This is a genomic window from Chelativorans xinjiangensis, assembly GCF_009812055.1.
Taxonomy (GTDB): domain Bacteria; phylum Pseudomonadota; class Alphaproteobacteria; order Rhizobiales; family Rhizobiaceae; genus Chelativorans; species Chelativorans xinjiangense.
In genome coordinates this window covers 15754-35595 of the sequence record NZ_WQNH01000045.1, presented here as the reverse complement: position 1 = coordinate 35595, position 19842 = coordinate 15754, and the positions used below count along the sequence as shown (strand labels likewise).

Genomic DNA, 19842 nt, shown 5'->3' with positions numbered 1-19842 from the left:
AGTTCGTCGATTCCATGAAACGATGAACTGGTCGAGCGGCCTCTTGCGTTTCCCGTACGGGGGCATCCATTCAAGCGTCGCCTGCCGCCAAGCGGCGGGCGCCTTCTATTGGGCACTGAAATGGCATCGATCATCAAACTGCTTTTCACTGCATTTGGCCTCGCGGCACTAACGGGCGTGGCCGCTGCCGGCGATATGCAGGCGGGCCGGCAGATCGCAAGCGCCCAATGCCGCACGTGCCACGGGCTCGACGGGATCGCACAAATCCCCGTCGCGCCTCATCTGGCGGGCGAAAGCGAGATCTATCTGCAGACGCAGTTGAAGGCTTTCCGCTCAGGCAAGCGGACGAACGAGATGATGGACGTGGTGGCGAAGGACCTCACGGACGACGATATCGCGAACGTCGCAGCCTGGTATTCGTCGATCAATATCACGGTCGAGATGCCGGAATAGAGCAATTCCAGGAAAAGTGGAAACCGGTTTTCCGTCCGGAACTGCGACAAACAAGGAGTTAGACCAGTTCATCGATTCCATGAAACGATGAACTGGTCTAGAGCGTCACCCCCCGCCCCTGTTCCATCCCCTGCCACGGTTGCCGAACATCTCATAGCCGTCGGCCGTCACCGCCAGCGTGTCTTCGAGCTTGATGAAGCCGCGGGTGGGATGGAGCATGGTCGTCTCCACCGAGAGCACCATGCCCGCCTCCAGCGGGCGCGCGGCATCGACGCCTTCGTAGGTAACGGGGTGGTTGGTCATCAGAAACGGCACCTCGTGGGTGATCAGCCCCATGCCGTGAGCGAAGAAATCCGTGAAGGCGGCGCCGGGCGAGGACTTCAGGGTCTCTTGCGCGCGGGCGATCATATCGCCGCCCAGCGTACCAGCCCTCACCTTGGAGAAAGCCGCCTGCTGCACGGCTTCCACCTCCGCCAGCAAATCCTGAAGCTCCGCATCCGGCTCGCCGAGAACGCCCATGCGGCAAAGGTCGCCGACATAGCCATGGTAGTTGCCGCCGGAATCGATCGACAGCACCTCGCCCCGCCTCCAGGCTTGCGGTGAGGCGGCGCGGTTGTGGCTGGCGCCCAGCGTCAGCAGGCAATATTCGAAGGTCAGGCCGCGTTCCGTCTCTTCCCGGCGCAGCCGCTCGATGATCTCGGCCTTCGTGGTGCCCTCGCGCGCCCAGCCGATCGCCGCCAGCATCGAATCCGTGATCAGCTCCGACGCCAGACGCAGTTTTTCCAGTTCAACGGGCGTCTTAATCGCGCGCATGCGTTCCAGCGCGCCCGTGGCATCGACGAAAGAGGCGCCCTCCAGCCGGGCGTTCAACAGCCGGTAGGCGTCCACCGGCAAAAAGGCCGGCTCGATGCCGATGCGCCGGCCCGCCCCGCCGATCTTCCCGATATGCTCCACCGCCACTTCGGCGGCATCCAGGGTACCCCAGGCGGCGGGGTGAAATGCTGGCGTCCAGAACGGCTTGTTCTGGTGCTCGCCGCCCTCCATGCGGTTGGCGATGTAGGCCGCCCGCTCCGGCCGTCCCTTCTCATAGATGACGATGGGGAGATAGCGGCTATGGCCGATGGCATCCATCGCGGCAAAGAAGATGAACTTGTAGCCGCCCAGCAAGTACTGCGTGTTGTGCTTCGACGTTGTCAGGAGCACGTCGATGCCCGCCCCCTCCATCAGCCGGTCGAGCCGCTCCGTGTCGAACGGGACTTCCAGGGCCAAGCCGCTTTCCGCCTGCATAACGCTCCTCCTCTCAATCATGCGCCTGACGGGCGGGCGCATCTGGTCCGACCAGTTTGTCATTTCGATCGGACGAGGTCCAGAGCACCCAACGGTTCTGGCCGCGGGAAACTTCGCTGCAGCGAACCTAATGCCGCGTCCGCGCGTTGAGCAGGCAGATCACGCAGACAATCGGGCCGAAAGGGATCCGCGCATGCAAGGTGAGATAGAGGTGAAAGGCGCAGCAGGATCACATCGGAGGCGACGAAAGCTGCTGGTGCCGGGCCGCAATTGCTGCGCGGTCGCCACGGCGCGGCGTGCTGCCCTTTTGGTCGACGCCGAAGCCTATTTCGCGGAGCTCGACAAAGCGCTGCGTATGGCGACGCGATCGATCTATATCATCGCCTGGGATTTCGATGCGCGCATCCGCCTGCGTCCGCAGGACGGGCCGGACGCGCTGGCGCTTGGCCGCCTTCTGCGCGCGCTGGTGGAGGAGCGTCCGGAACTGGAGGTCTCCGTCCTCGTCTGGAGCCTGGCGGCCGTGCATGCACCAGGCGCAACGCTGCCCCTGGTGCTGGGCGAGGAGTGGCAGAAACATCCGCGCATCCATCTGCGCCTGGACACCCATCACCCGCCCCATGCCGCGCATCACCAGAAAATCGTGCTGATCGACGATTCCATTGCCTTCGTCGGCGGAATGGACCTGACCATCGAGCGGTGGGACACGCCCCACCACGAGGCCGATCATCCGCTGCGCCGCTCCCCCGACGGCACGCCCTACGATCCGGTGCACGACTTGCAGATGGTGGCTGACGGCCCGGTCGCGCGTGTCGTGGCACAGGTCGTGCGCGAACGCTGGCGGGACGCAGTCGGCGAGGGAAGACCCCTTGGACCCCCGGTCGAGCGGTGGCCGGAGGGGCTTCAGGCCAACTTCACCGATGTGCCCATGGCCGTGGCCCGCACAGCGCCGCGCCTCGGCGGACGCCGCCCGGTGGAGGAGTCCGCCCAGTTGATCGAGGACATGCTGCGGGCGGCAAGGCACACCGTCTACATCGAAGCCCAATACTTCACCGCAAGGCGCCTGCGCGGCATCCTCGGGGAAAGCCTATCGCGGCCGCGCGGACCTGACATCGTGGTGATCTGCTCGCGTACGGCCAATGGCGTGATCGAGCGCTTCATCATGGGGGCAAACCGCGAGCGGCTGCTGCGGGCCCTCAAGCGCGCCGACCGTCACAATCGCCTGCATGTTCACTATCCTGTCGTGCCCGGCCTCACCGGCGACCACCGCGTTCTGGTCCATGCCAAGCTGATGATCGTCGACGACAGGGTGATGCGCGTCGGCTCGTCCAACCTCAACAACCGTTCCGTCGGTCTCGACACCGAATGCGACGTGGTGATCGAGGCCGACCAGCCGGAGACCCGCGCCGCCATCGCCGGCTGCCGTGAGAGGCTGATGGCCGAACACCTCGGTGTCGATCCGGCGCTTGTGCGCGCGGCGGTCCGCCGTGAAGGCAGTCTCAGCCGGGCCATCGAGAGCCTCAACCACAACAGCCGCGGACTGCGGCCGCTGACAGTCTATCGTGGACCGACCGGCTCCTTTCCAGGCACGCGCCTCCTCGATCCCGAGCGTCCCTTCCGCCTCGTCGAAAGGCTGCGCGAGCTTCTCGGCCGCGGACCGGCTCACGACGTCCCGGCCGAGCGCGACGGGACGAGCGTCGAGGAGACCAGCAAAATGGTGCCGCGCACGGGTGGCAGGAGAAAATAGGCGAAGCGGAACACGAGCCCGGCGCCGATCAGCTTCGCGGGGAGCAGCAGGAGAAGGACCACGCTTTCCACGACACCCGCCCGGCGCATTGGTGACCAGGGTAGCCAAATTGGCCTCATATGAAACCCGATACCTCTGACATGGCAGACGCGGAAAGGGCCGCCGGTGTTGACCCGGCCACCGTGCGGGTGATGACCTGGAACATCCATGGCGGCCTCGGCTCCGACCGCCGCCGCGACCTGCAGCGCGTGGTGGCGCTCGTGCGGCGGCATGCACCGGATATCGTCGCCCTGCAAGAGATCGACTCTCGCAAGCCGCTGACGGAAACGTCGGACGCCTTCGCCTTTCTCGCCGCGGCTCTGGGCGGCAATTCCAGCGAAACCCGGCTGATCACCGCGCCGGACGGCGACTACGGCCATGCCGTCATCAGCCGCTGGCCGATATCAAAGACGCAGTGCCACGACATCTCCTATCGTCGGCGCGAGCCGCGCGCCGTCATCGAGACGTTCGTCAGCACACCCCGCGGCCCGCTCCATCTTGCCGCCGTGCATCTGGGGCTGAGCTTTGCGGAACGGCGCCATCAGGCGCGATTTCTCGCCCGGATTTGCCAGAGCGGGCCCAACCGTACGGTCATGCTCGGCGACTTCAACGACTGGATATGGCGCGGTTCGGTGCAGAAGACGCTCAACCGCCTGTTCCCAGGGCATAGCCACATGAAGACTTACCCCGCGTTCTATCCCCTCCTCGCCCTCGACCGCGTCTATTGCCGGCCGACCGGGATGCTGCTCAAAAGCTGGACCGACCCCGCCGCACGCAACGCATCGGACCACCTGCCGGTGGTGGCCGACCTTACGATGGAGGAGTAGTGGGAATGGACGTCGACCGCCGACTTGTCCAAACCCGTCATTCAGCCGGCTTCTCTTTGGTCATGCCGGGTATGAGACTGGCGAGCTCCATCGGGAAGGGGAAGACGATGGTGGAGTTCTTCTCGCCCGCCACCACATTGAGCGATGCCAAATAGCGGAGCTGCATGGCCTCGGGCTGCCGGGACAGGATTTGCGCCGCCTCGAGCAGCTTCTGGGCCGCCTGCTGCTCGCCCTCGGCGTTGATGATCTTGGCGCGTCGCTCGCGCTCGGCCTCGGCCTGGCGGGCGATGGCGCGGATCATGGATTCGTTGATGTCGACATGCTTGATCTCGACATTGGCGACCTTGATGCCCCAGGCGTCGGTCTGTTCGTCGAGGATTTCCTGGATGTCGTTGTTGAGCTTGTCGCGCTCGGCCAGCATCTCGTCCAGATCGTGCTTGCCAAGCACCGAGCGCAGCGTCGTCTGGGCGAGCTGGCTGGTCGCCATCATGAAGTCCTCGACCTGGATCGTCGCTTTTTCGGGATCGACGACGCGGAAATAGATCACCGCGTTGACGCGCACTGAAACATTGTCGTGGGAGATGACATCCTGGCTCGGTACGTCGAGCACGAGCGTGCGCAGGTCGACCCGCACCATCTGCTGCACGAAGGGGACGATCAGGATCAGCCCCGGCCCCTTCACCGCCGTGAAGCGGCCAAGGGTGAAGACCACGCCACGCATATATTCCCTGAGGATTTTGATCGCCGAGGCAAGGATGAACAGCAGGATGACGATCAGGACGGCATAGAAGGTGAAACCGCCGAACAGGTTCATGGTTCTTCTCCTCTCGCGCTCGCGGGCGCCTGCCCGTCCATGGCGACGACTTTCAGGGTGAGCCCCTTTATGTCAGTGACGCGCACCACCGCGCCGACCTGAAGCGGCGCGGGGGAGACCGCTTTCCAGCGCTCGCCATGGACAAGCACGTAACCCTCGCTTCCGTTCCAGTTCCGCACCTGTCCGACGGCACCGATCATCCCTTGCTCGCCGGTAACCACGGTGCGCTGACGCGAACTCCAGGCAAGCCGGACGATAAGAAGCGTCATGCCCAGGCTCGCCGCCGCCACGGCACCCACCACCTCCCAGGAGAGCCCGAAGCCGGGTACCTCCGTGTCGAACAGGATGGTGGCGCCCAGCACCAGCGACACGGTGCCGCCGAGGCCGAGAATGCCGAAGGACGGCGCAAACGCCTCGGCCACGATCAGCGCCATCCCCAGCACCATCAGCGCGGCTCCGGCATAGCTGACCGGCAACACCGCCAGCGCATAAAGGCCGGTAAGCAGGCTGACGGCGCCTATGGTGCCCGGCAGCAATGCGCCGGGATTGAGGAACTCGAAGACGAGCCCGTAGATGCCGATCATCATGAGGATGAGTGCGACGTTGGGATCGGTGATGACGGAGAGCAGCTGCGTGCGCCAGTTGGGCTCCAGCTCCTCCACGGCAAGCCCGGCTGTCTTCAGCGTGGTATCTTCTTCGCCGAGACGCACTGTGCGCCCGTCCGCCTTGGCGAGCAGCTCACCGAGGTTTGCGGCCATAAGATCGATGACACCCTCACGCAACGCTGCGGAAGAGGACAGGCTCGCCGCCTCGCGCACGGCCTTCTCGGCCCACTCGACGTTGCGGCCACGCAGCTCCGCCAAGCCGCGGATATAGGCCACGGCATCGTTGACCGCCTTGGCCTCCGCCGCGTTGCGTGGGGCCGGTGCGTTCTCGCCGCCCTCCTCGTTCTCCTTCTGCTCATCCGTCCCCTCGTCGCCGCCGAAGGGAAAACCGCCGCCACCGATGGCGATCGGTGTTGCCGCGCCCAGGTTGGTACCCGGCGCCATGGCAGCCAGGTGGCTGGCATAAAGGATATAGGTGCCGGCGCTCGCCGCCCGTGCGCCGCTCGGCGCCACGAAACTCGCCACCGGCACGGGCGAGGCCAGGATGGCGCGGATGATGTCGCGCATGGAGGTGTCGAGGCCGCCGGGCGTATCCATCTGCAGGATCACCAGCGCCGCGTTGCGTTCCGCCGCCTCTTCGAGCCCGCGCTGCACAAAGTCCGCCGTTGCCGGACTGACCGCGCCCTCCAGCCGCAGCATCAGCGCCGTCCCGCCCTCCTGCGGGGACAGCGGGAGCGCGAGGCCGAAAAGACCGGCCAGAACGAGAAGCAGCGAGGCAAGCAGCCGCACCGGGCGGCGCAAACCGCCTGCAGGCCGTGCAATCTGCCGTTGAACCGTCATGCGAAATGCATATAGGCCACAAACTCGGGACGGACAGGAGAGGGCAAAGCGGGCCGCCTGCCCTCAGTCGATCTCCCCTCCGAGCGCGAGCTGCATCGAGTTGCCGATGTGCTTGCGCATCGCCGCCGCAGCCCCCTCCCCCTTTTGACGGCGCAGCGCCTCGAGGATTGCGAGATGCTCGTTCATGACGCGGATGGCGTTCAAGGGCGTGACCAGAAGGCGCTTTTGCGCCGCCATGCGCACCTTGATGGCGTTGACGCGATAGACTTCGGCAATCAGATCGTTGCCCAGCGAGCGGATGAGCTGCTCGTGCATCCCCCAGTCCAGGGCCTGCGCCTTCCGCGCCAGCTCTTCCGTAGCATCCTCCTGCAGGCGCCGCAGGATGTCCCGGTGCTCCCGCTCCCAATCCTCGATGGTGGAAGGCTGGATGTTGCGCGGCACATTGGCGATCGCCTCGAGCTCCAGAATGACGCGCAACTGATAGGCGTTGCGTATGAAGGCCACGTCGACATTCGGAAACATGAGCCCGCGCTGGCGCAGCGTGACGATCAGGCCCTCCGCCTCGAGACGCGGGATAGCCTCGCGCACGGCGGCAAGCGAGGTGTTCGTGCGCTCGACAAGCTCGCGCTGGGTCACCACCTGGCCCGGATGCACCTCCTGGGTATTGAGGAGATCGACAATGCGGCCGTAGGCCTCCGCACGAAGCGTCTTCAGGCCATTTTCAGACTTCAGCATTCCGCCACTCGTGAAATGTCATTGACATGTTACTCTGCGTTTGCATTCTAATAGCATCGTTCCCGGCAAATGGGAATCCGAACTTAACTGCGATCAGGGAGGAGTGAAGAATGCATTTGACCAGACGTCTTATGCTAGCCGCCATGGGTGCGCTGGCCCTTTCCACGGCAATGCCGGCCCTTGCGGCGGCGGACGCCGTCAAGCTGAGGATCTCGACGCCGGCGGTGGAATCCGACTGGCACGCCAAGATGCTGACCGTGTTCAAGGACGAGCTTGAAAGCGCGGCGCCGGGCGAGTTCGACGTCGAGATCCATCTCAATGCCACGCTCTTCAAGCAGGGCACGGAGCCGGCCGCCATGCAGCGCGGCAATCTCGACATGGCGATGATCTCCGCCCAGGACATCGCCAAGCAGATCCCCGCCTGGTCGGTCTTCACCGCCGGCTACCTCATCCGCGACCCGGAGCATCAGAAGAAGGTGTTCCGCGGCGACGTCGGCGCCGAGTTCTACGGCATGGTCGAGGATGAGATGGGCATCCACATCCTTGACGTCGGCTATCTCGGGACCCGCCAGCTAAACCTCCGCACCGACGACGAGATCCGCACACCCGAGGACCTGGCCGGCGTGAAGCTGCGCATGCCGGGATCGGATGCCTGGCAGTTCCTGGGAACGGCCCTCGGCGCCTCGCCGGTGGCGATCGCCTTCGGTGAGGTTTACACGGCGCTGCAGACCGGTGTCGTCGACGGTCAGGACAACCCGCTGCCCACCAACAAGGCGGCGAAGTTCTACGAGGTCACCAAGCAGATCGTGCTGACCTCGCATCTGGTGGACGCGATCTTCCTGTCCATGTCGGGCGAGACCTGGGACGCGCTGTCCGACAGTCAGAAGGAAGCGGTCACCGCCGCCGCCGAGAAGGCCACCGCCTATAACGACGAGAACCGCATCGCCGACGAGGCGGAACTGGTGTCCTTCTTCGAGAGTGAAGGCCTCAAGGTCTACGAGCCCGACCGCGAAGCCTTCCGCGAGCGGGTGCAGAAGATGTACCTGGAATCCGAGTTCGCCGCCGACTGGCCTGAAGGCATCGTCGACCGCGTCAACGCCGTCGAGTAGCGCACAGGACACGTCCAGTCGATGATCGGCAAATGGCGCAAATTCGCTGAGATCGTGGCCGTGGGCTTGCTCACGGCCATGTTTGCCTCGTTCCTCTTGCAGGTCTTCATGCGCTATGTCGTCAACCATCCGCTCGGCTGGACGTCGGAGGCCTGCGTCATCCTCTATATCTGGGCAGTGTTCTGGACCTCCGCCTTTCTTCTGGAGGAGCGCGAGCACATCACTTTCTCCATCCTGTCCGATGCGCTCGCCCCCCGCCCGCGCTGGGTCCTGAGCCTGATCGGCCACGCCGTGCTGGCGGTCGCCTTCGCCAGCGCATTGCCGGCCATCGTCGACTACATCGCCTTCATGAAGATCGACTCCACGCCGATCACCCGCATCCGCTTCGACTACGTCTTCTCGATCTTCGCGGTGTTTGCCGTCGCGGTCGTCATCCGGTCGGTCCTTGCGCTTTACCGCACCCTGCGGGACGGCATAGCGGTAAACGAGCGCGCGGCGGAAAACCCATGAGCACACCGTTTCTCCTTGCCGTCGCCGGCTTTTTCATCCTGTCCGGCGGCGGCCTGCCGATCGCCTTCGCCATGTTCGCGGCGGCCATCGCCTATCTGTTCATGAGCGGCCAGGATGTCGGCCTTATCGCCGAGCAAAGCCTGAACGGGCTGTTCGGCTCCTTTGTGCTTCTGGCCGTCCCGCTGTTCATCCTCGCCGCCAACTTCATGAACGCCGGTACGGTGACGGATCGACTCCTGACGTTCTGCGTCGCCCTGGTGGGGCGCTTCCGCGGCGGGCTGGCGCAAGTCAACGTGGTGGCGAGCCTGATCTTCTCGGGCATGTCGGGCTCGGCCATCGCCGATGCCGCCGGCATCGGCCGGATCATCATCGACATGATGCGCAAGGATGGCCGCTATCCGGCCGGCTACGCCGCCGCACTCACGGCCGCCTCGGCGGTTATCGGCCCCATCATCCCGCCGTCGATCCCCATGGTGCTCTACGCGCTGATCTCGGGCAGCTCGATCGGTTACCTGTTCCTCGGCGGCATCGTTCCCGGGCTGATCATCGGCGCCACGCTGATGGTCTTCAACGCCTGGACAGCGCGGCGCCGCAACTTCCACACCGATGAGGTGGTGCCCCTCAAGGCGCTGCCCGCGATCACCTTCCGGGCCTTTCCGGCACTCATGCTGCCGGTCATCCTTTTGACGGGGATCTATGGCGGCGTGACGACGCCGACCGAGGCCGCGGCGGTGGCCGCCGCCTACGCGCTGGTGCTCGCCGCCCTCGTCTACCGCGCCATGAGCTGGCGGCAGTTCCACGAGTTGGTTCTGGGCAGCGCCCGCTCCACCGCCGCCATCGGCATGATCATCGCCGCCGCCCTGGTGTTCAACTATCTGGTGGCGAGCGAGAATATCCCGGGCATCGTCGCCGAGAGCCTTGCCGGCCTGGACGTCCCGCCGGTCCTCTTCCTCATCGCCGTCAATCTTCTGTTCCTGGCGCTCGGCTGCCTGTTCGACGCCACGACGCTCCTGCTCGTCGTCGTTCCCCTGTTCCTGCCTACCGTGACGACGCTGGGCATCGATCCGGTGCATTTCGGCGTCGTCATCGTCATCAACATCATGGTCGGGCTCATCACACCGCCCTACGGCGTGCTGCTGTTCGTCATCAACGCCGTAACGGACATTCCGCTCAAGGACATCATCCGCGAGATCTGGCCCTTCATGGGCGTCCTCCTCGCGGCCCTCCTGGTCATGATCCTGTTCCCGCAGACCGTTTTGTTCCTGCCCGAGCTTTTCGGATACCGCTGAACCTCAACCCCAAGGCCCCTCCCGCCTGCCATGAGAAGTCCAACCATGATCGCCCCCATCGATGGAATCATCCCCGTCATGCTGACCCCGTTCGACGATGAGGGGCGCATAGACTGGGAGGATCTCGAAGCCCTGATAGAGTGGTACATCGCCAACGGCTCGTCGGCGCTATTCGCGGTCTGCCAGTCCAGCGAGATGGCAAGCCTGAGCATCGAAGAGCGCGTCGCGCTGGCGCGCTTCACGGCCAAGGCGGCGGGCGGGCGGCTGCCGGTCGTCGCCTCCGGTCATGTGGCGGACGACCCGGAAACGCAAAAGGCCGAGCTTGTCACCATGGCCGACACCGGCATCGACGGGCTGGTGCTCGTCACCAACCGCCTCGACCCGGCGCAGGCGGGCGCGGAGACCTTCCGTTCCAACCTCGAGGCCCTCTTCGCGGCACTCCCCGCCGACCTGCCGTTGGGGCTCTACGAGTGCCCCTCGCCCCATCGCCGCCTCCTGAGCGACGACGAGTTCACGTTCTGCTGCGACAGCGGGCGCTTTGCCGTCCTCAAGGACGTCTCTTGCGACCTCGACGTGCTCAAGCGCCGGCTGGCGCTGGCGAAGGGGTCGCCGCTCGCGGTGGTCAACGCCAACGCGGCCATCGCCTGGCCGGCACTGCAGGCCGGCGCACCGGGCTTCTGCGGCATCGCCAACAACTATCACCCCGACCTCTATCGCTGGCTCGCCGACCACGGCGCCAGGTGGCCGGAACTCGCCGGCGAACTCGCCGCTCATCTCACCCTCGCCGCCCTTTCGGAGGCCTACGGCTACCCCGCTATCGCCAAGCTCTACCATCAGCGCCTTGGAACGATGAAAAGCGCCCGCTGCCGCGTGATCGACTACGACGTCCGCCAGCGTTTCTGGGCGCTCGACGCGATTGTCGATGCGGTCATCCAGGGGACGGAGGGGTTCCGCGCGCGCATCCGGGCGTTATCGCGCGAAGGCGGAGAGCGCCTCACGGCATGACGAGATCGACCAGCCAGTAGGTCGTGGCCGGCACCATGACAACGAGGGCGATGCGCAGGAACTCCGCCAGGATGAAGGGCACGGCACCGCGAAAGACCTCATGTGTCTTTATCTCCGGCGCCAGGGCGGAGATGACGAACAGGTTGAGCCCCACCGGCGGTGTGATCATGCCGAGTTCCACCACGATCAGCGTGATGATGCCGAACCACATGGCCTGGTGCAGTTCGGTCATGCCGAAATCGAGCCCCATGAAGGCAGGGAAGAGCACCGGGACGGTGAGCAGGATCATCGACAGACTGTCCATGATGCAGCCCATCACCAGATAGAAGCCGATCAGCACGATCAGCACCAGCATGGGCGAAATCTCCGCTGCCTGCAGCCAGCCGGCGGCAAGCGTGGGGATGCGTGTCAGCGCCAGCGCCACGTTGAAGAGGTCGGCGCCGAAGATAATGGCGAAGATCATGGCCGAGGTGGCCGCCGTTTCGATGATGCAGTCGAACAGGTTCCTGGCCGTCAGGGTGCGCAGGAGAAACCCTACCGCCGCCACCATGACGACCCCGACGGCCGCCCCCTGGGCAGGCGTGAAGAAGCCGGCATAGATGCCGCCGAGCACGCCGACGAAGACCAGCACTACATGCCAGACATCGAGCAGCGAGCGGAAACGGGCGGCATACGGCATCCGCTCGCTCGCCGCCGCCTCTCCAGGGAAGACGCGGACATAGACGGCGATCGCCAACACGAACCCCACCACCGCCATCAACCCCGGCACGGTGGCGGCGAGGAACAGCTTGACGATGTTCTGCTCCGTCAAAAGCGCATAGATGATGAGCACGATCGACGGCGGGATGAGGATGCCGAGCGTGCCGCCGGCAGCCAGCGACCCCGCGCTGAGCGCGCCCGAATAGCCGTGACGGCGCATCTCGGGCAGCGCCACCTGCGCCATGGTGGAGGCGGTGGCGATGGACGAGCCGCAGATCGAGCCGAAGGCCGCGCAGCCCGCCACCGACGCCATGGCCAACCCGCCGCGGTGGTGCCCCAGCCATGCATTGGAGGCGGAGAAGATCGCCCGGCTCATGCCCGTGCGCATGGCGATCTGCCCCATGAGGATGAAGAGCGGCACGACCGCAAGGTCGTAGGAGACGAACTTGTCGACCATCGCCGTCTTCAGATAGGCCGAAAGCGGCGGCCAGCCGGCCTGCAGGATGTAGCCCGCCGCCCCCACAAGCCCCATGGCGAGCGCGATGGGCGCACGCAGCACGATCAGCGCCAGCAGCACCACCACCATGGCGGTGAAGACCTCGATGGGGCTCATTGGGCCACCGCCGCATGCCCGACCGCCTTGCCGCGAAGGAGCGTGACGCCGTGGCGTACGGCAACGATGGCGGAAAGCACCGCGCCAAACAGCGCCGGCACATACATCGCCCACAGCGGTATCTTCAAAAGCATGGAGCGGTCGTCATAATCGAGTGCGCCGGCCATGCCGTCGGTGAAGCGCCAGGCGATCACCAGCCAGGCGGCGGCGAAGACGATCTCCCACAGGCCTTCCAGCCCATATCGCCCGCGCTCCGGCAGCCAGTTCGAGAAGAGATCGACGATGATGTGGGCGCGCCGGAGCTGGGCGAGCGGCAGGAACAGGAAGGCGGAAACGCCGCAGCCATATTCCACCAGCTCGAACTCGCCGCGAATCCCGCCGAAGCCCAGCGCGCTTCCCGCCACCGACCACACCACGGCGAGCGAAACGCCCAGCACCACCACGCCGGCAAGCGTCGCCGCGGCCCAGCAGAGAAAGTCGATAAGCCGGTTCAACGCGGCAAGAACGCCGCGCTGTCCTGCCGGGCCATCATCCTTGCCAGGCCGCTCCATGCGCGCGTCACGCGCTCTCGGCGTCGATCAGGGCGTTGAGGCGCTCGACCGCATGGGCGCCGTCGATGCCCTTGTCGTTGAGCGTGGTGATCCAGTCGTCGACCACCGGCTGCACCATCTCGCGCCAGCTTTCCACCTCCTCGCCCGGCACCTCCACGAAGGTGTTGCCCTGCTCCTCGCAAAGCTTGCGGCCCACCTCCTCGAAGGTATCGAAATTGGCACCGATCCGGCGCGCGAACTCGACACCCGAATGCTCGTCCACGACTGCCCGCAAGTCATCCGGCAGACCTTCGTAGACCTGGCTGTTCATCAGCACGTTGAAGGTGTTCGAATAGAACCCGCGGCCGACCGGCGCCGCCGCACAGTGCACACTCGTCAGCTCCTGCAGCTTGAAGACCGGCACCACCTCGTAGGGCAGGAGCGTGCCGTCGATGACACCGTTGGCAAGCCCCACGGCCATTTCCGTGACGGGAAAGAAGACCGGCTCGGCGCCGAGGATCTCCAGCGCCTTGCCGAAGGTCTCGTTGGGGGCGCGGATCTTCAGGCCTTTCATGTCCGCCGCCTTCTCGATGGCTTTCTCGCGCATGTGGAATTTCCCCGGCGCATGGGCGTGGAAGGCGAGCGGCTTGACGCCCTTGTATTCGTCCATGCCCATCTCCTCCATGAACTTGTGCAGCGCGACGGAGGTGTTCTCCGCCGTCGTCACCATGAAGGGCAGGCTGCCGGTCTCCGACAGGGGAAAGCGGCCAGGCGTGTAGACCACCAGCGTCCAGGCGATGTCGGCGATGCCGTCGCGCACCTGGTCGGCAAGCTGCGGCGGCTTGCCGCCGAGCTGCATGGCCGGGAAGATCTGCACGTCGATGCGCCCCTCGCTCTTCTCGCCGATCTCCTTGGCCCAGGGCTCCAGCACCTGGGCATGCATGGGCGAGACCGGCGGCAGCATGTGCGACAGGCGCATGGTCACCTCGGCCGCGTGCAGGTCGCGGATATAGGCGGGTGCGGCCAGCGCGCCGCCGATAAGGCCGAGCGTGCGGCGGCGTGTGATGGAATGTCTCTTGTCAGTCATGGTTTCCTCCCTGGTTCGAGCCCGCGTACTGGGGTCTTCGCCTCCTCCACGCGGGGTCAGATGCAGTCCATTCCCGTTTCCTCGCAGCAAGCTCCTTTTTTGCTTCACCTCCCTAGCGGAACCGCGGCGAGCGCTTTTCGAGAAAAGCCGTCAGTCCCTCCCGCGCGTCCTCGCTGGAGACCGAAAGTGCTGCGGCGAGGCTTTCGGCAAACAGCCCGTCCGTCCGCGACATGTCATCGATGCGCGCCAGACTCTGGATGATGAGATGGTTGGAGAGCTGCGCATTGCCGGCGATCTGGCGCGCCAGCTCCTCGGCTTTGGCAAGCGCCTCCCCTTCGCCCACGCGATAGTGCACGAGGCCGAGGGAAAGCGCCTCGTCGGCTGCGTATTTGCGGCCCGTCAGCATCATCTCCGTCAGCCGGTCCGGGCCGAGGATGCGGCCGATGCGTACCGAGGCCCCTCCGCCCACGAAGATGCCGCGCCGCCCCTCGGGCAACTGGAAGAACGCCGAAGGCTCGGCCACCCGCACATGGGTGGCCGCCGCCAATTCCAGCCCGCCGCCGATCACCCCGCCATGAAGCGCGGAGACCACCGGCAGCCCGCCGAACTGTATCAGGTCCATCACCCGGTGCCAGTTGCGCGAGTGATGCATGGTCTCGGCCGCGCTCCGCTCCACGTGCTCGCCGAGGTCGAGGCCGGCCGAAAAGTGATTTCCCGCGCCCGCAAGCACCACCACGCGCGCATCCTCGCCCGGCTTGGAAAAGAAGCGGTCGAGCGCGTCGATCACCAAGTCGTTGAGCGCGTTCTGTTTTCCGGGCCGCGTCAGCGTAAGGTGGGCGATGCCGTCTTTCACGCGGACAGACAGCACGTCGTCAAAGGCGGGATTCTCGTTCATCGACGGCCTCATGCAATGGCTTGAATGATAGCGCAGAATTTTGTTATACACAATAACAATATATCGATGGTCTTGCCCCAGGAATGCCGTCGTCGGAAGAGCGTTGCGGAACGGGAAAAGATGTGGGCAGACGAGGGGCGGAGATGCATTATCCGCTTGGGAGGAGTGGTGGCATGAGCGCACAGGTTTCAAGTTCGTTCCGGGATGTCCCGTTCGGCAATCTCGACATCATGCTGGAGCGCCGCGACGACGGCGCCATCTTCGTGGCGCCGGTGAATACTCTTCCCGACTATGCCCCCTCCATGTGCGATTGTCTTGAGAGATGGGCTTTGGAGAAGCCGGACAAGGTCTTCATGGCCGAGCGTCAGGGCGAAGGCTGGCGCAGGATCACCTATCGCGAGGCACTCGAGGCGGTCCGCCGCCTTGGTGCGGCTCTTCTGCCCTTCGGGCTTTCCGAAGAGCGGCCGCTGGCGATCCTGTCGGGCAACGGCATCGACCATGCGCTCATCGCGCTCGCCGCCATGCATATCGGCGTACCGCACGCCCCCGTCTCGCCCGCCTATTCGCTGGTCTCCACCGACCACGGCAAGCTGAAGCACATCTTCAAGCTCATCACCCCCGGCCTCGTGTTCGTGGCCGATGGCGCGGCTTTCTCAAAGGCGCTCGATGCCGTCTGGCCGCCCGCCGCGCCGACTGTGTTCACCCGCGGCGCCCCGGAAGGCCGCGAGGCGATCCCACTCTACACACTTTACAATGCCGAGCCCGACGCCGCCCTCGATCGCGCCCGCGCGAAAGTCGGCCCGGATACCATCGCCAAGTTCCTCATGACCTCCGGCTCGACCGGTGGCCCCAAGGCCGTCATCACCACCCAACGCATGCTGACGGCCAACCAGGAAATGCTGCGCTACGCGCTCACCTTCCTGAAGGACGGCCCCACCATCATCGACTGGCTGCCCTGGAACCACACCTTCGGCGGCAACCACAATATCGGCCTCGTGCTCTACAATGGCGGCTCTCTCTATATCGACGACGGGCTGCCGACGCCTGCGGGCATCGCCGCCACGGTGAGAAACCTGCGCGAGATCGCGCCGTCGATCTATTTCAACGTGCCCAAGGGCTACGAGGCGCTGGTGCCGTTCCTGAAGGAAGACAAGGGGCTGCGCGACCACTTCTTCTCACGCGTCCAGGCGCTCTTCTTCGCCGGGGCGGGGCTCTCGCCGCATGTCTGGAGCGCGCTCGACGCGCTTGCCGTCGCCTCGATCGGCGCCCGCATTCCCATCCTCACCGGCCTCGGCGCCACCGAGACCGCGCCGTTCTCGCTCAGCTGCACGCCGCACACCGCCGCTTCCGGGCGCGTCGGCGTTCCCGTGCCCGGCAACCGGCTGAAGCTTTTCCCCGTCGACGGCAAACTGGAGGCGCGGGTGAAGGGGCCGAACGTTACGCCCGGCTACTGGCGCGAGGCGGACAAGACGGCGAATGCTTTCGACGAGGAAGGTTTCTACCGCTTCGGCGATGCCCTGAAATTCGTCGACGAGGACCGTCCGGAGGAAGGCTTTATCTTCGACGGCCGCATCTCGGAGGACTTCAAGCTGGCAAGCGGCACGTGGGTCAGCGTCGGTCCCCTGCGCGCCCGCATGATCGCCCACGCCGCCCCTCTCATCCGCGACGTCGTGCTCGCCGCTATCAACCGCGACTATCTGACGGCATTGATCATCGTCGACCCGCAGGAATGCCGTCGGCTCGCCGGCGATCTTTCCGCCGACGCCGCTCTCGCCGAGATCGTGCGCCATCCAGCCGTGCGCAGCGCCATGCAGGCCCATCTCGACAGCCTTGCCAAACTCCCCGGCGGCTCCTCCACCCGCGTCATGCGCGCGATCCTGCTCGACACCCCTCCCTCCATCGACGCCGGCGAGGTCACCGACAAGGGCTCGATCAACCAGCGCGCCGTGCTGGAGCACCGGGCGGCGGATGTGGAGGCCCTGTACGCCGAGCCGCCGGACGAGCGGGTGCTGGTGGTGTGCGTCTGATCCATAAGCCCCATGAATCGCTTGGGATCGACCGATTCAAATTAGTCATTGGACCCGTGCGGAGGCGGCGGGAAAGATGGCGGCATGGAAACCGCCGACGAACCTCTCCTCCTCACGCGCATCGACCCCGCCCGCAACATGGCGCGCTTTTACCTGCTATCGGTCGAGCCGACGCTGTTCGGCGTGATCGCCCTCCGGCGCAACTGGGGGCGCATCGGCACGTGGGGCCGGCAACGGCTGGACCTCCACGACGACGAGCAGGCTGCGAGGCGGGCGCAGGCGCAGTTCCTGGCGGAAAAGCTCAGGAAAGGCTATCGGCCTTCCTGAACCGCCTCACTCCCCGTAAGGCACCCAGATGTTCTTGACCTGCGTCGCCCGGCGCAGAAACTCCCGTCCCCGCGCCTGGCGATCATCCAGCCAGTCCCGCGCCTTGCCGTCGTTCACCCAGGTGGCCTTGAGGTTGCCGCAGGAGGCGCGCTCGACCATGGCGCTGCCTTCCCTGCCGCCGAAATACCACATGGCCGCCACCTCGTCGTGCTCGGCCAGCGTCTTCGCCAGCGCGTCCTTCTCGCCCGAGACGATGTTCACCACACCGCCCGGCACGTCGGAGGTATCGAACACCTGGTAGAGATTGGCGGCCAGAAGCGGATGGCGCGTCGAAGGCACCGCCACGACCCGGTTTCCCATGGCGATCGCCGGCAGCACGAGCGACACGAAGGCGGCAAGCGGCGCCTCCTCCGGCGCCACGATCCCCATCACGCCCCAGGGCTCGTTCATGGCCAGCGTCACATGCCGCGACTTGGTGGCATGCACGGCGCCGTCATATTTGTCGGCCTGCGCGGCGTAATAGAAGATGCGCCGCAGGGCGACGTCGAACTCGGCGGAAGCGGCCTTGGCGCTCTGGCCCGTGCTTTCGGCAAGAAGTGCCTCGAACTCCTCGCGCCGCGCGTCCAGGTTCTCGCCGACGTAGTAGAGCACCTGCGCTCGGTTGTGCGCCGTCACGCCGCCCCAGCCTCCAGCCTTCGCTGCCGCCTCCACTGCGTTGCGGATGTCCTTGCGGTTGCCGAGCGGCGCCTGGCCGATGACGGCGCCGCCCTTGCCGATGACGTCGTAAGAGTAGCCGCCGTCAGGCCGCGCCTGCTTCCCGCCCACATAGTTCTTCGCCGTACGGTCGATATGGCCGAGGCCGGCGAAGCGGCGCTCCTCTTCCCGCGCGCCGCGTGGCGTGAAGACGGCCTGCTCCTTGGCCGGCTTCAGCGCTTTCTCGACATCGCTCACCAGATATTCGTATAGCCCCTCGCGCGCGCCTTCGCGGCCGAAGCCGCTCTCCCGGTAGCCACCAAAGCCGGAGCCCGCGTCGAGCATGTTGGTGCAGTTCACCCACACGACACCGGCCTTCACCTTGGCCGCGGCATCAAGCGCCAGGTTGATGTTCTCCGACCAGACGGAGGCGGCAAGGCCGTAGCGCGTGTTGTTGGCGAGTTCCACGGCTTCCGCCGGGGTGCGGAACGTCATGGCGACGGCGACCGGCCCGAAGATCTCCACCCCGCACACGGTCGAGGCGGGGTCCACCTCCGTGAAGAAGGACGGCGAGAAGAAATAGCCCTTCTCCGGCAGCGCTCCCGGCGCTCGCCAGAGCCGGCCGCCCTCTTCCTCACCCTGCTTCACCAGCGTCGAGACCCGCTGCAGCTGCTCGGCCGAGACGACAGCGCCGACGTCGATCCCTTTGTCCAGCGGGTCGCCGACGCGCAGCGTCTCCATGCGCCGGCGCAGCTTGTCATAGAAGCGCTCGGCAACGCCCTCCTGCACGAGGATGCGCGAGCCCGCGCAGCACACCTCGCCCTGGTTGAACCAGATGGCGTCCACCACACCTTCCACCGCGCCGTCGAGATCGGCGTCCTCGAAGACGATGAAGGGCGACTTGCCGCCGAGCTCCAGCGACAGCTTCTTGCCCGAACCGGCCAGCGCCTCGCGGATGATGCGCCCGACCTCCGTCGAGCCGGTGAAGGCGATCTTGTCGATATCCTCGTGCGCCGTGATCGCAGCCCCCGTGCGCCCGTCGCCATAGACGATGTTGACGACACCCGCCGGCAGGCCGACCTCCTCGCAGATCTCGGCAAAGGCGGCCGCCGTCAGCGGTGTCTGCTCGGCCGGCTTCAGGACCACCGTGTTGCCCGCTGCAAGCGCCGGCGCGATCTTCCAGGCGAGCATCAGGAGGGGGAAGTTCCACGGGATGATCTGCCCGCAGACGCCGACCGGCGAGAAGCCCTCGAACTCGCTCTCCACCATCTCCGCCCAGCCGGCATGGTGGTAGAAGTGGCGGGCGACCAGCGGAATGTCGATATCGCGCGTCTCACGGATCGGCTTGCCGTTGTCCATCGATTCGAGCACGGCGAAGAAGCGCTCGCGCTTCTGGATATGCCGGGCGATGGCGTAGAGATAGCGCGCCCGCTCGTGGCCCGGCAGCTTCGACCATTTGCCGAAGGCCCCGCGCGCCGCCTTCACCGCCGCGTCGACCTCCGCCTCGCTGCCCTGCGCCACGCGGGCAAGCTCGGCCTCGGTGGCCGGGTTCACGGTCGCGAAGCGCTCCTTGCCCGGGGCGACGAACTTGCCGCCGATAAAATGGCCGATGCCGGCAGCCCGCGCCTTCAGCCACGCGGCGACCTCCTCGCCCGCCTCCGGGGCCGGCCCGTATTCCATGGTGCGCATGATGTCCCTGATCTGTTCCATGAGT

At 65.7% G+C, this 19842-nt stretch carries 18 protein-coding genes; 9 read left to right on the top strand and 9 right to left on the bottom strand.

The features are described from left to right. Positions 1-120: 120 nt before the first annotated feature. Positions 121-453, top strand: a complete 333-nt coding sequence (locus tag GM910_RS21550) for a c-type cytochrome (protein ID WP_159591216.1) — start codon at positions 121-123, stop codon at positions 451-453. A gap of 105 nt (positions 454-558) precedes the next feature. Here GM910_RS21550 and GM910_RS21545 read toward each other — a convergent pair whose 3' ends face one another. After that, entirely contained in the window at positions 559-1740 is a 1182-nt protein-coding gene (locus tag GM910_RS21545) for a M24 family metallopeptidase (RefSeq protein WP_159591213.1), read from the bottom strand. Between the two features lie 256 nt (positions 1741-1996). On the opposite strand from GM910_RS21545, the gene GM910_RS21540 reads away from it, so the two are divergent. Together GM910_RS21540 and GM910_RS21535 are read left to right on the top strand one after the other, a co-directional pair. Beyond that, positions 1997-3484: a phospholipase D-like domain-containing protein gene (locus tag GM910_RS21540; protein ID WP_246226256.1), complete on the top strand. Its 1488-nt coding sequence runs from the start codon at positions 1997-1999 to the stop codon at positions 3482-3484. A gap of 140 nt (positions 3485-3624) precedes the next feature. Next, the gene (locus GM910_RS21535) at positions 3625-4350 is read left to right on the top strand and encodes an endonuclease/exonuclease/phosphatase family protein (protein ID WP_159591207.1); all 726 of its coding nucleotides are present in this window, start codon (positions 3625-3627) and stop codon (positions 4348-4350) included. A 37-nt stretch (positions 4351-4387) separates the two neighbouring features. Here the strand turns inward: GM910_RS21535 and GM910_RS21530 are convergent, their stop codons facing one another. The 3 genes from GM910_RS21530 to GM910_RS21520 all read right to left on the bottom strand — a co-directional run bounded on the left by GM910_RS21530 (position 4388) and on the right by GM910_RS21520 (position 7344). Beyond that, a complete protein-coding gene (locus GM910_RS21530) occupies positions 4388-5164 on the bottom strand; it encodes a slipin family protein (protein ID WP_159591204.1) in 777 nt (258 codons plus the stop codon). Continuing rightward, positions 5161-6609: an NfeD family protein gene (locus GM910_RS21525; protein ID WP_159591201.1), complete on the bottom strand. Its 1449-nt coding sequence runs from the start codon at positions 6607-6609 to the stop codon at positions 5161-5163. The genes GM910_RS21530 and GM910_RS21525 overlap by 4 nt, the downstream gene beginning before the upstream one ends. 63 nt (positions 6610-6672) lie before the next feature. Further along, a complete protein-coding gene (locus GM910_RS21520) occupies positions 6673-7344 on the bottom strand; it encodes a GntR family transcriptional regulator (protein WP_159591198.1) in 672 nt (223 codons plus the stop codon). Between the two features lie 110 nt (positions 7345-7454). Here GM910_RS21520 and GM910_RS21515 point away from each other — a divergent pair, with 110 nt between their 5' ends. Genes GM910_RS21515 through GM910_RS21500 form a run of 4 tightly spaced genes read left to right on the top strand, consistent with a single transcriptional unit; the run spans position 7455 to position 11257 of the window. Then, entirely contained in the window at positions 7455-8453 is a 999-nt protein-coding gene (locus GM910_RS21515; RefSeq protein ID WP_159591195.1) for a sialic acid TRAP transporter substrate-binding protein SiaP, read from the top strand. 21 nt (positions 8454-8474) lie between these two features. Further along, the gene (locus GM910_RS21510) at positions 8475-8963 is read left to right on the top strand and encodes a TRAP transporter small permease (RefSeq protein WP_159591192.1); all 489 of its coding nucleotides are present in this window, start codon (positions 8475-8477) and stop codon (positions 8961-8963) included. After that, entirely contained in the window at positions 8960-10252 is a 1293-nt protein-coding gene (locus tag GM910_RS21505) for a TRAP transporter large permease (RefSeq protein WP_159591189.1), read from the top strand. Before GM910_RS21510 ends, GM910_RS21505 begins: the two co-directional genes overlap by 4 nt. A gap of 45 nt (positions 10253-10297) precedes the next feature. Then, the gene (locus GM910_RS21500) at positions 10298-11257 is read left to right on the top strand and encodes a dihydrodipicolinate synthase family protein (protein WP_201285574.1); all 960 of its coding nucleotides are present in this window, start codon (positions 10298-10300) and stop codon (positions 11255-11257) included. Here the strand turns inward: GM910_RS21500 and GM910_RS21495 are convergent. From GM910_RS21495 to GM910_RS21480, 4 genes are all read right to left on the bottom strand, one after another. Further along, positions 11247-12569, bottom strand: a complete 1323-nt coding sequence (locus GM910_RS21495) for a TRAP transporter large permease (RefSeq protein WP_159591183.1) — start codon at positions 12567-12569, stop codon at positions 11247-11249. The two genes, GM910_RS21500 and GM910_RS21495, sit on opposite strands and share 11 nt — an antisense overlap. Beyond that, a complete protein-coding gene (locus GM910_RS21490; protein WP_159591180.1) occupies positions 12566-13120 on the bottom strand; it encodes a TRAP transporter small permease in 555 nt (184 codons plus the stop codon). The genes GM910_RS21495 and GM910_RS21490 overlap by 4 nt, the downstream gene beginning before the upstream one ends. Before the next feature lie 7 nt (positions 13121-13127). Beyond that, a complete protein-coding gene (locus tag GM910_RS21485) occupies positions 13128-14186 on the bottom strand; it encodes a TRAP transporter substrate-binding protein (protein ID WP_159591177.1) in 1059 nt (352 codons plus the stop codon). A 112-nt stretch (positions 14187-14298) separates the two neighbouring features. Then, positions 14299-15081 (bottom strand): crotonase/enoyl-CoA hydratase family protein, encoded by a 783-nt coding sequence (locus GM910_RS21480; RefSeq protein WP_201285573.1) that lies wholly within the window; start codon positions 15079-15081, stop codon positions 14299-14301. Positions 15082-15254: 173 nt separating this feature from the next. Here GM910_RS21480 and GM910_RS21475 point away from each other — a divergent pair, with 173 nt between their 5' ends. Then, the gene (locus GM910_RS21475; RefSeq protein ID WP_246226255.1) at positions 15255-17108 is read left to right on the top strand and encodes a feruloyl-CoA synthase; all 1854 of its coding nucleotides are present in this window, start codon (positions 15255-15257) and stop codon (positions 17106-17108) included. An 84-nt stretch (positions 17109-17192) separates the two neighbouring features. After that, positions 17193-17435, top strand: a complete 243-nt coding sequence (locus GM910_RS21470) for a WGR domain-containing protein (protein ID WP_159591168.1) — start codon at positions 17193-17195, stop codon at positions 17433-17435. A gap of 6 nt (positions 17436-17441) precedes the next feature. On the opposite strand, the gene GM910_RS21465 is transcribed toward GM910_RS21470, so the two are convergent. Beyond that, positions 17442-19838, bottom strand: a complete 2397-nt coding sequence (locus GM910_RS21465; protein ID WP_159591165.1) for an aldehyde dehydrogenase family protein — start codon at positions 19836-19838, stop codon at positions 17442-17444. Positions 19839-19842 lie beyond the last annotated feature (4 nt).

Coding starts and splice junctions, on each gene's coding strand:
- GM910_RS21475 (WP_246226255.1), top strand. CDS start 15,255: ATGAGCGCACAGGTTTCAAGTTCGTTCCGGGATGTCCCGTTCGGCAAT.
- GM910_RS21505 (WP_159591189.1), top strand. CDS start 8,960: ATGAGCACACCGTTTCTCCTTGCCGTCGCCGGCTTTTTCATCCTGTCC.
- GM910_RS21480 (WP_201285573.1), bottom strand. CDS start 15,081: ATGAACGAGAATCCCGCCTTTGACGACGTGCTGTCTGTCCGCGTGAAA.
- GM910_RS21465 (WP_159591165.1), bottom strand. CDS start 19,838: ATGGAACAGATCAGGGACATCATGCGCACCATGGAATACGGGCCGGCC.
- GM910_RS21520 (WP_159591198.1), bottom strand. CDS start 7,344: ATGCTGAAGTCTGAAAATGGCCTGAAGACGCTTCGTGCGGAGGCCTAC.
- GM910_RS21535 (WP_159591207.1), top strand. CDS start 3,625: ATGGCAGACGCGGAAAGGGCCGCCGGTGTTGACCCGGCCACCGTGCGG.
- GM910_RS21485 (WP_159591177.1), bottom strand. CDS start 14,186: ATGACTGACAAGAGACATTCCATCACACGCCGCCGCACGCTCGGCCTT.
- GM910_RS21495 (WP_159591183.1), bottom strand. CDS start 12,569: ATGAGCCCCATCGAGGTCTTCACCGCCATGGTGGTGGTGCTGCTGGCG.
- GM910_RS21530 (WP_159591204.1), bottom strand. CDS start 5,164: ATGAACCTGTTCGGCGGTTTCACCTTCTATGCCGTCCTGATCGTCATC.
- GM910_RS21545 (WP_159591213.1), bottom strand. CDS start 1,740: ATGCAGGCGGAAAGCGGCTTGGCCCTGGAAGTCCCGTTCGACACGGAG.
- GM910_RS21550 (WP_159591216.1), top strand. CDS start 121: ATGGCATCGATCATCAAACTGCTTTTCACTGCATTTGGCCTCGCGGCA.
- GM910_RS21510 (WP_159591192.1), top strand. CDS start 8,475: ATGATCGGCAAATGGCGCAAATTCGCTGAGATCGTGGCCGTGGGCTTG.
- GM910_RS21525 (WP_159591201.1), bottom strand. CDS start 6,609: ATGACGGTTCAACGGCAGATTGCACGGCCTGCAGGCGGTTTGCGCCGC.
- GM910_RS21470 (WP_159591168.1), top strand. CDS start 17,193: ATGGAAACCGCCGACGAACCTCTCCTCCTCACGCGCATCGACCCCGCC.
- GM910_RS21490 (WP_159591180.1), bottom strand. CDS start 13,120: ATGGAGCGGCCTGGCAAGGATGATGGCCCGGCAGGACAGCGCGGCGTT.
- GM910_RS21500 (WP_201285574.1), top strand. CDS start 10,298: ATGATCGCCCCCATCGATGGAATCATCCCCGTCATGCTGACCCCGTTC.
- GM910_RS21515 (WP_159591195.1), top strand. CDS start 7,455: ATGCATTTGACCAGACGTCTTATGCTAGCCGCCATGGGTGCGCTGGCC.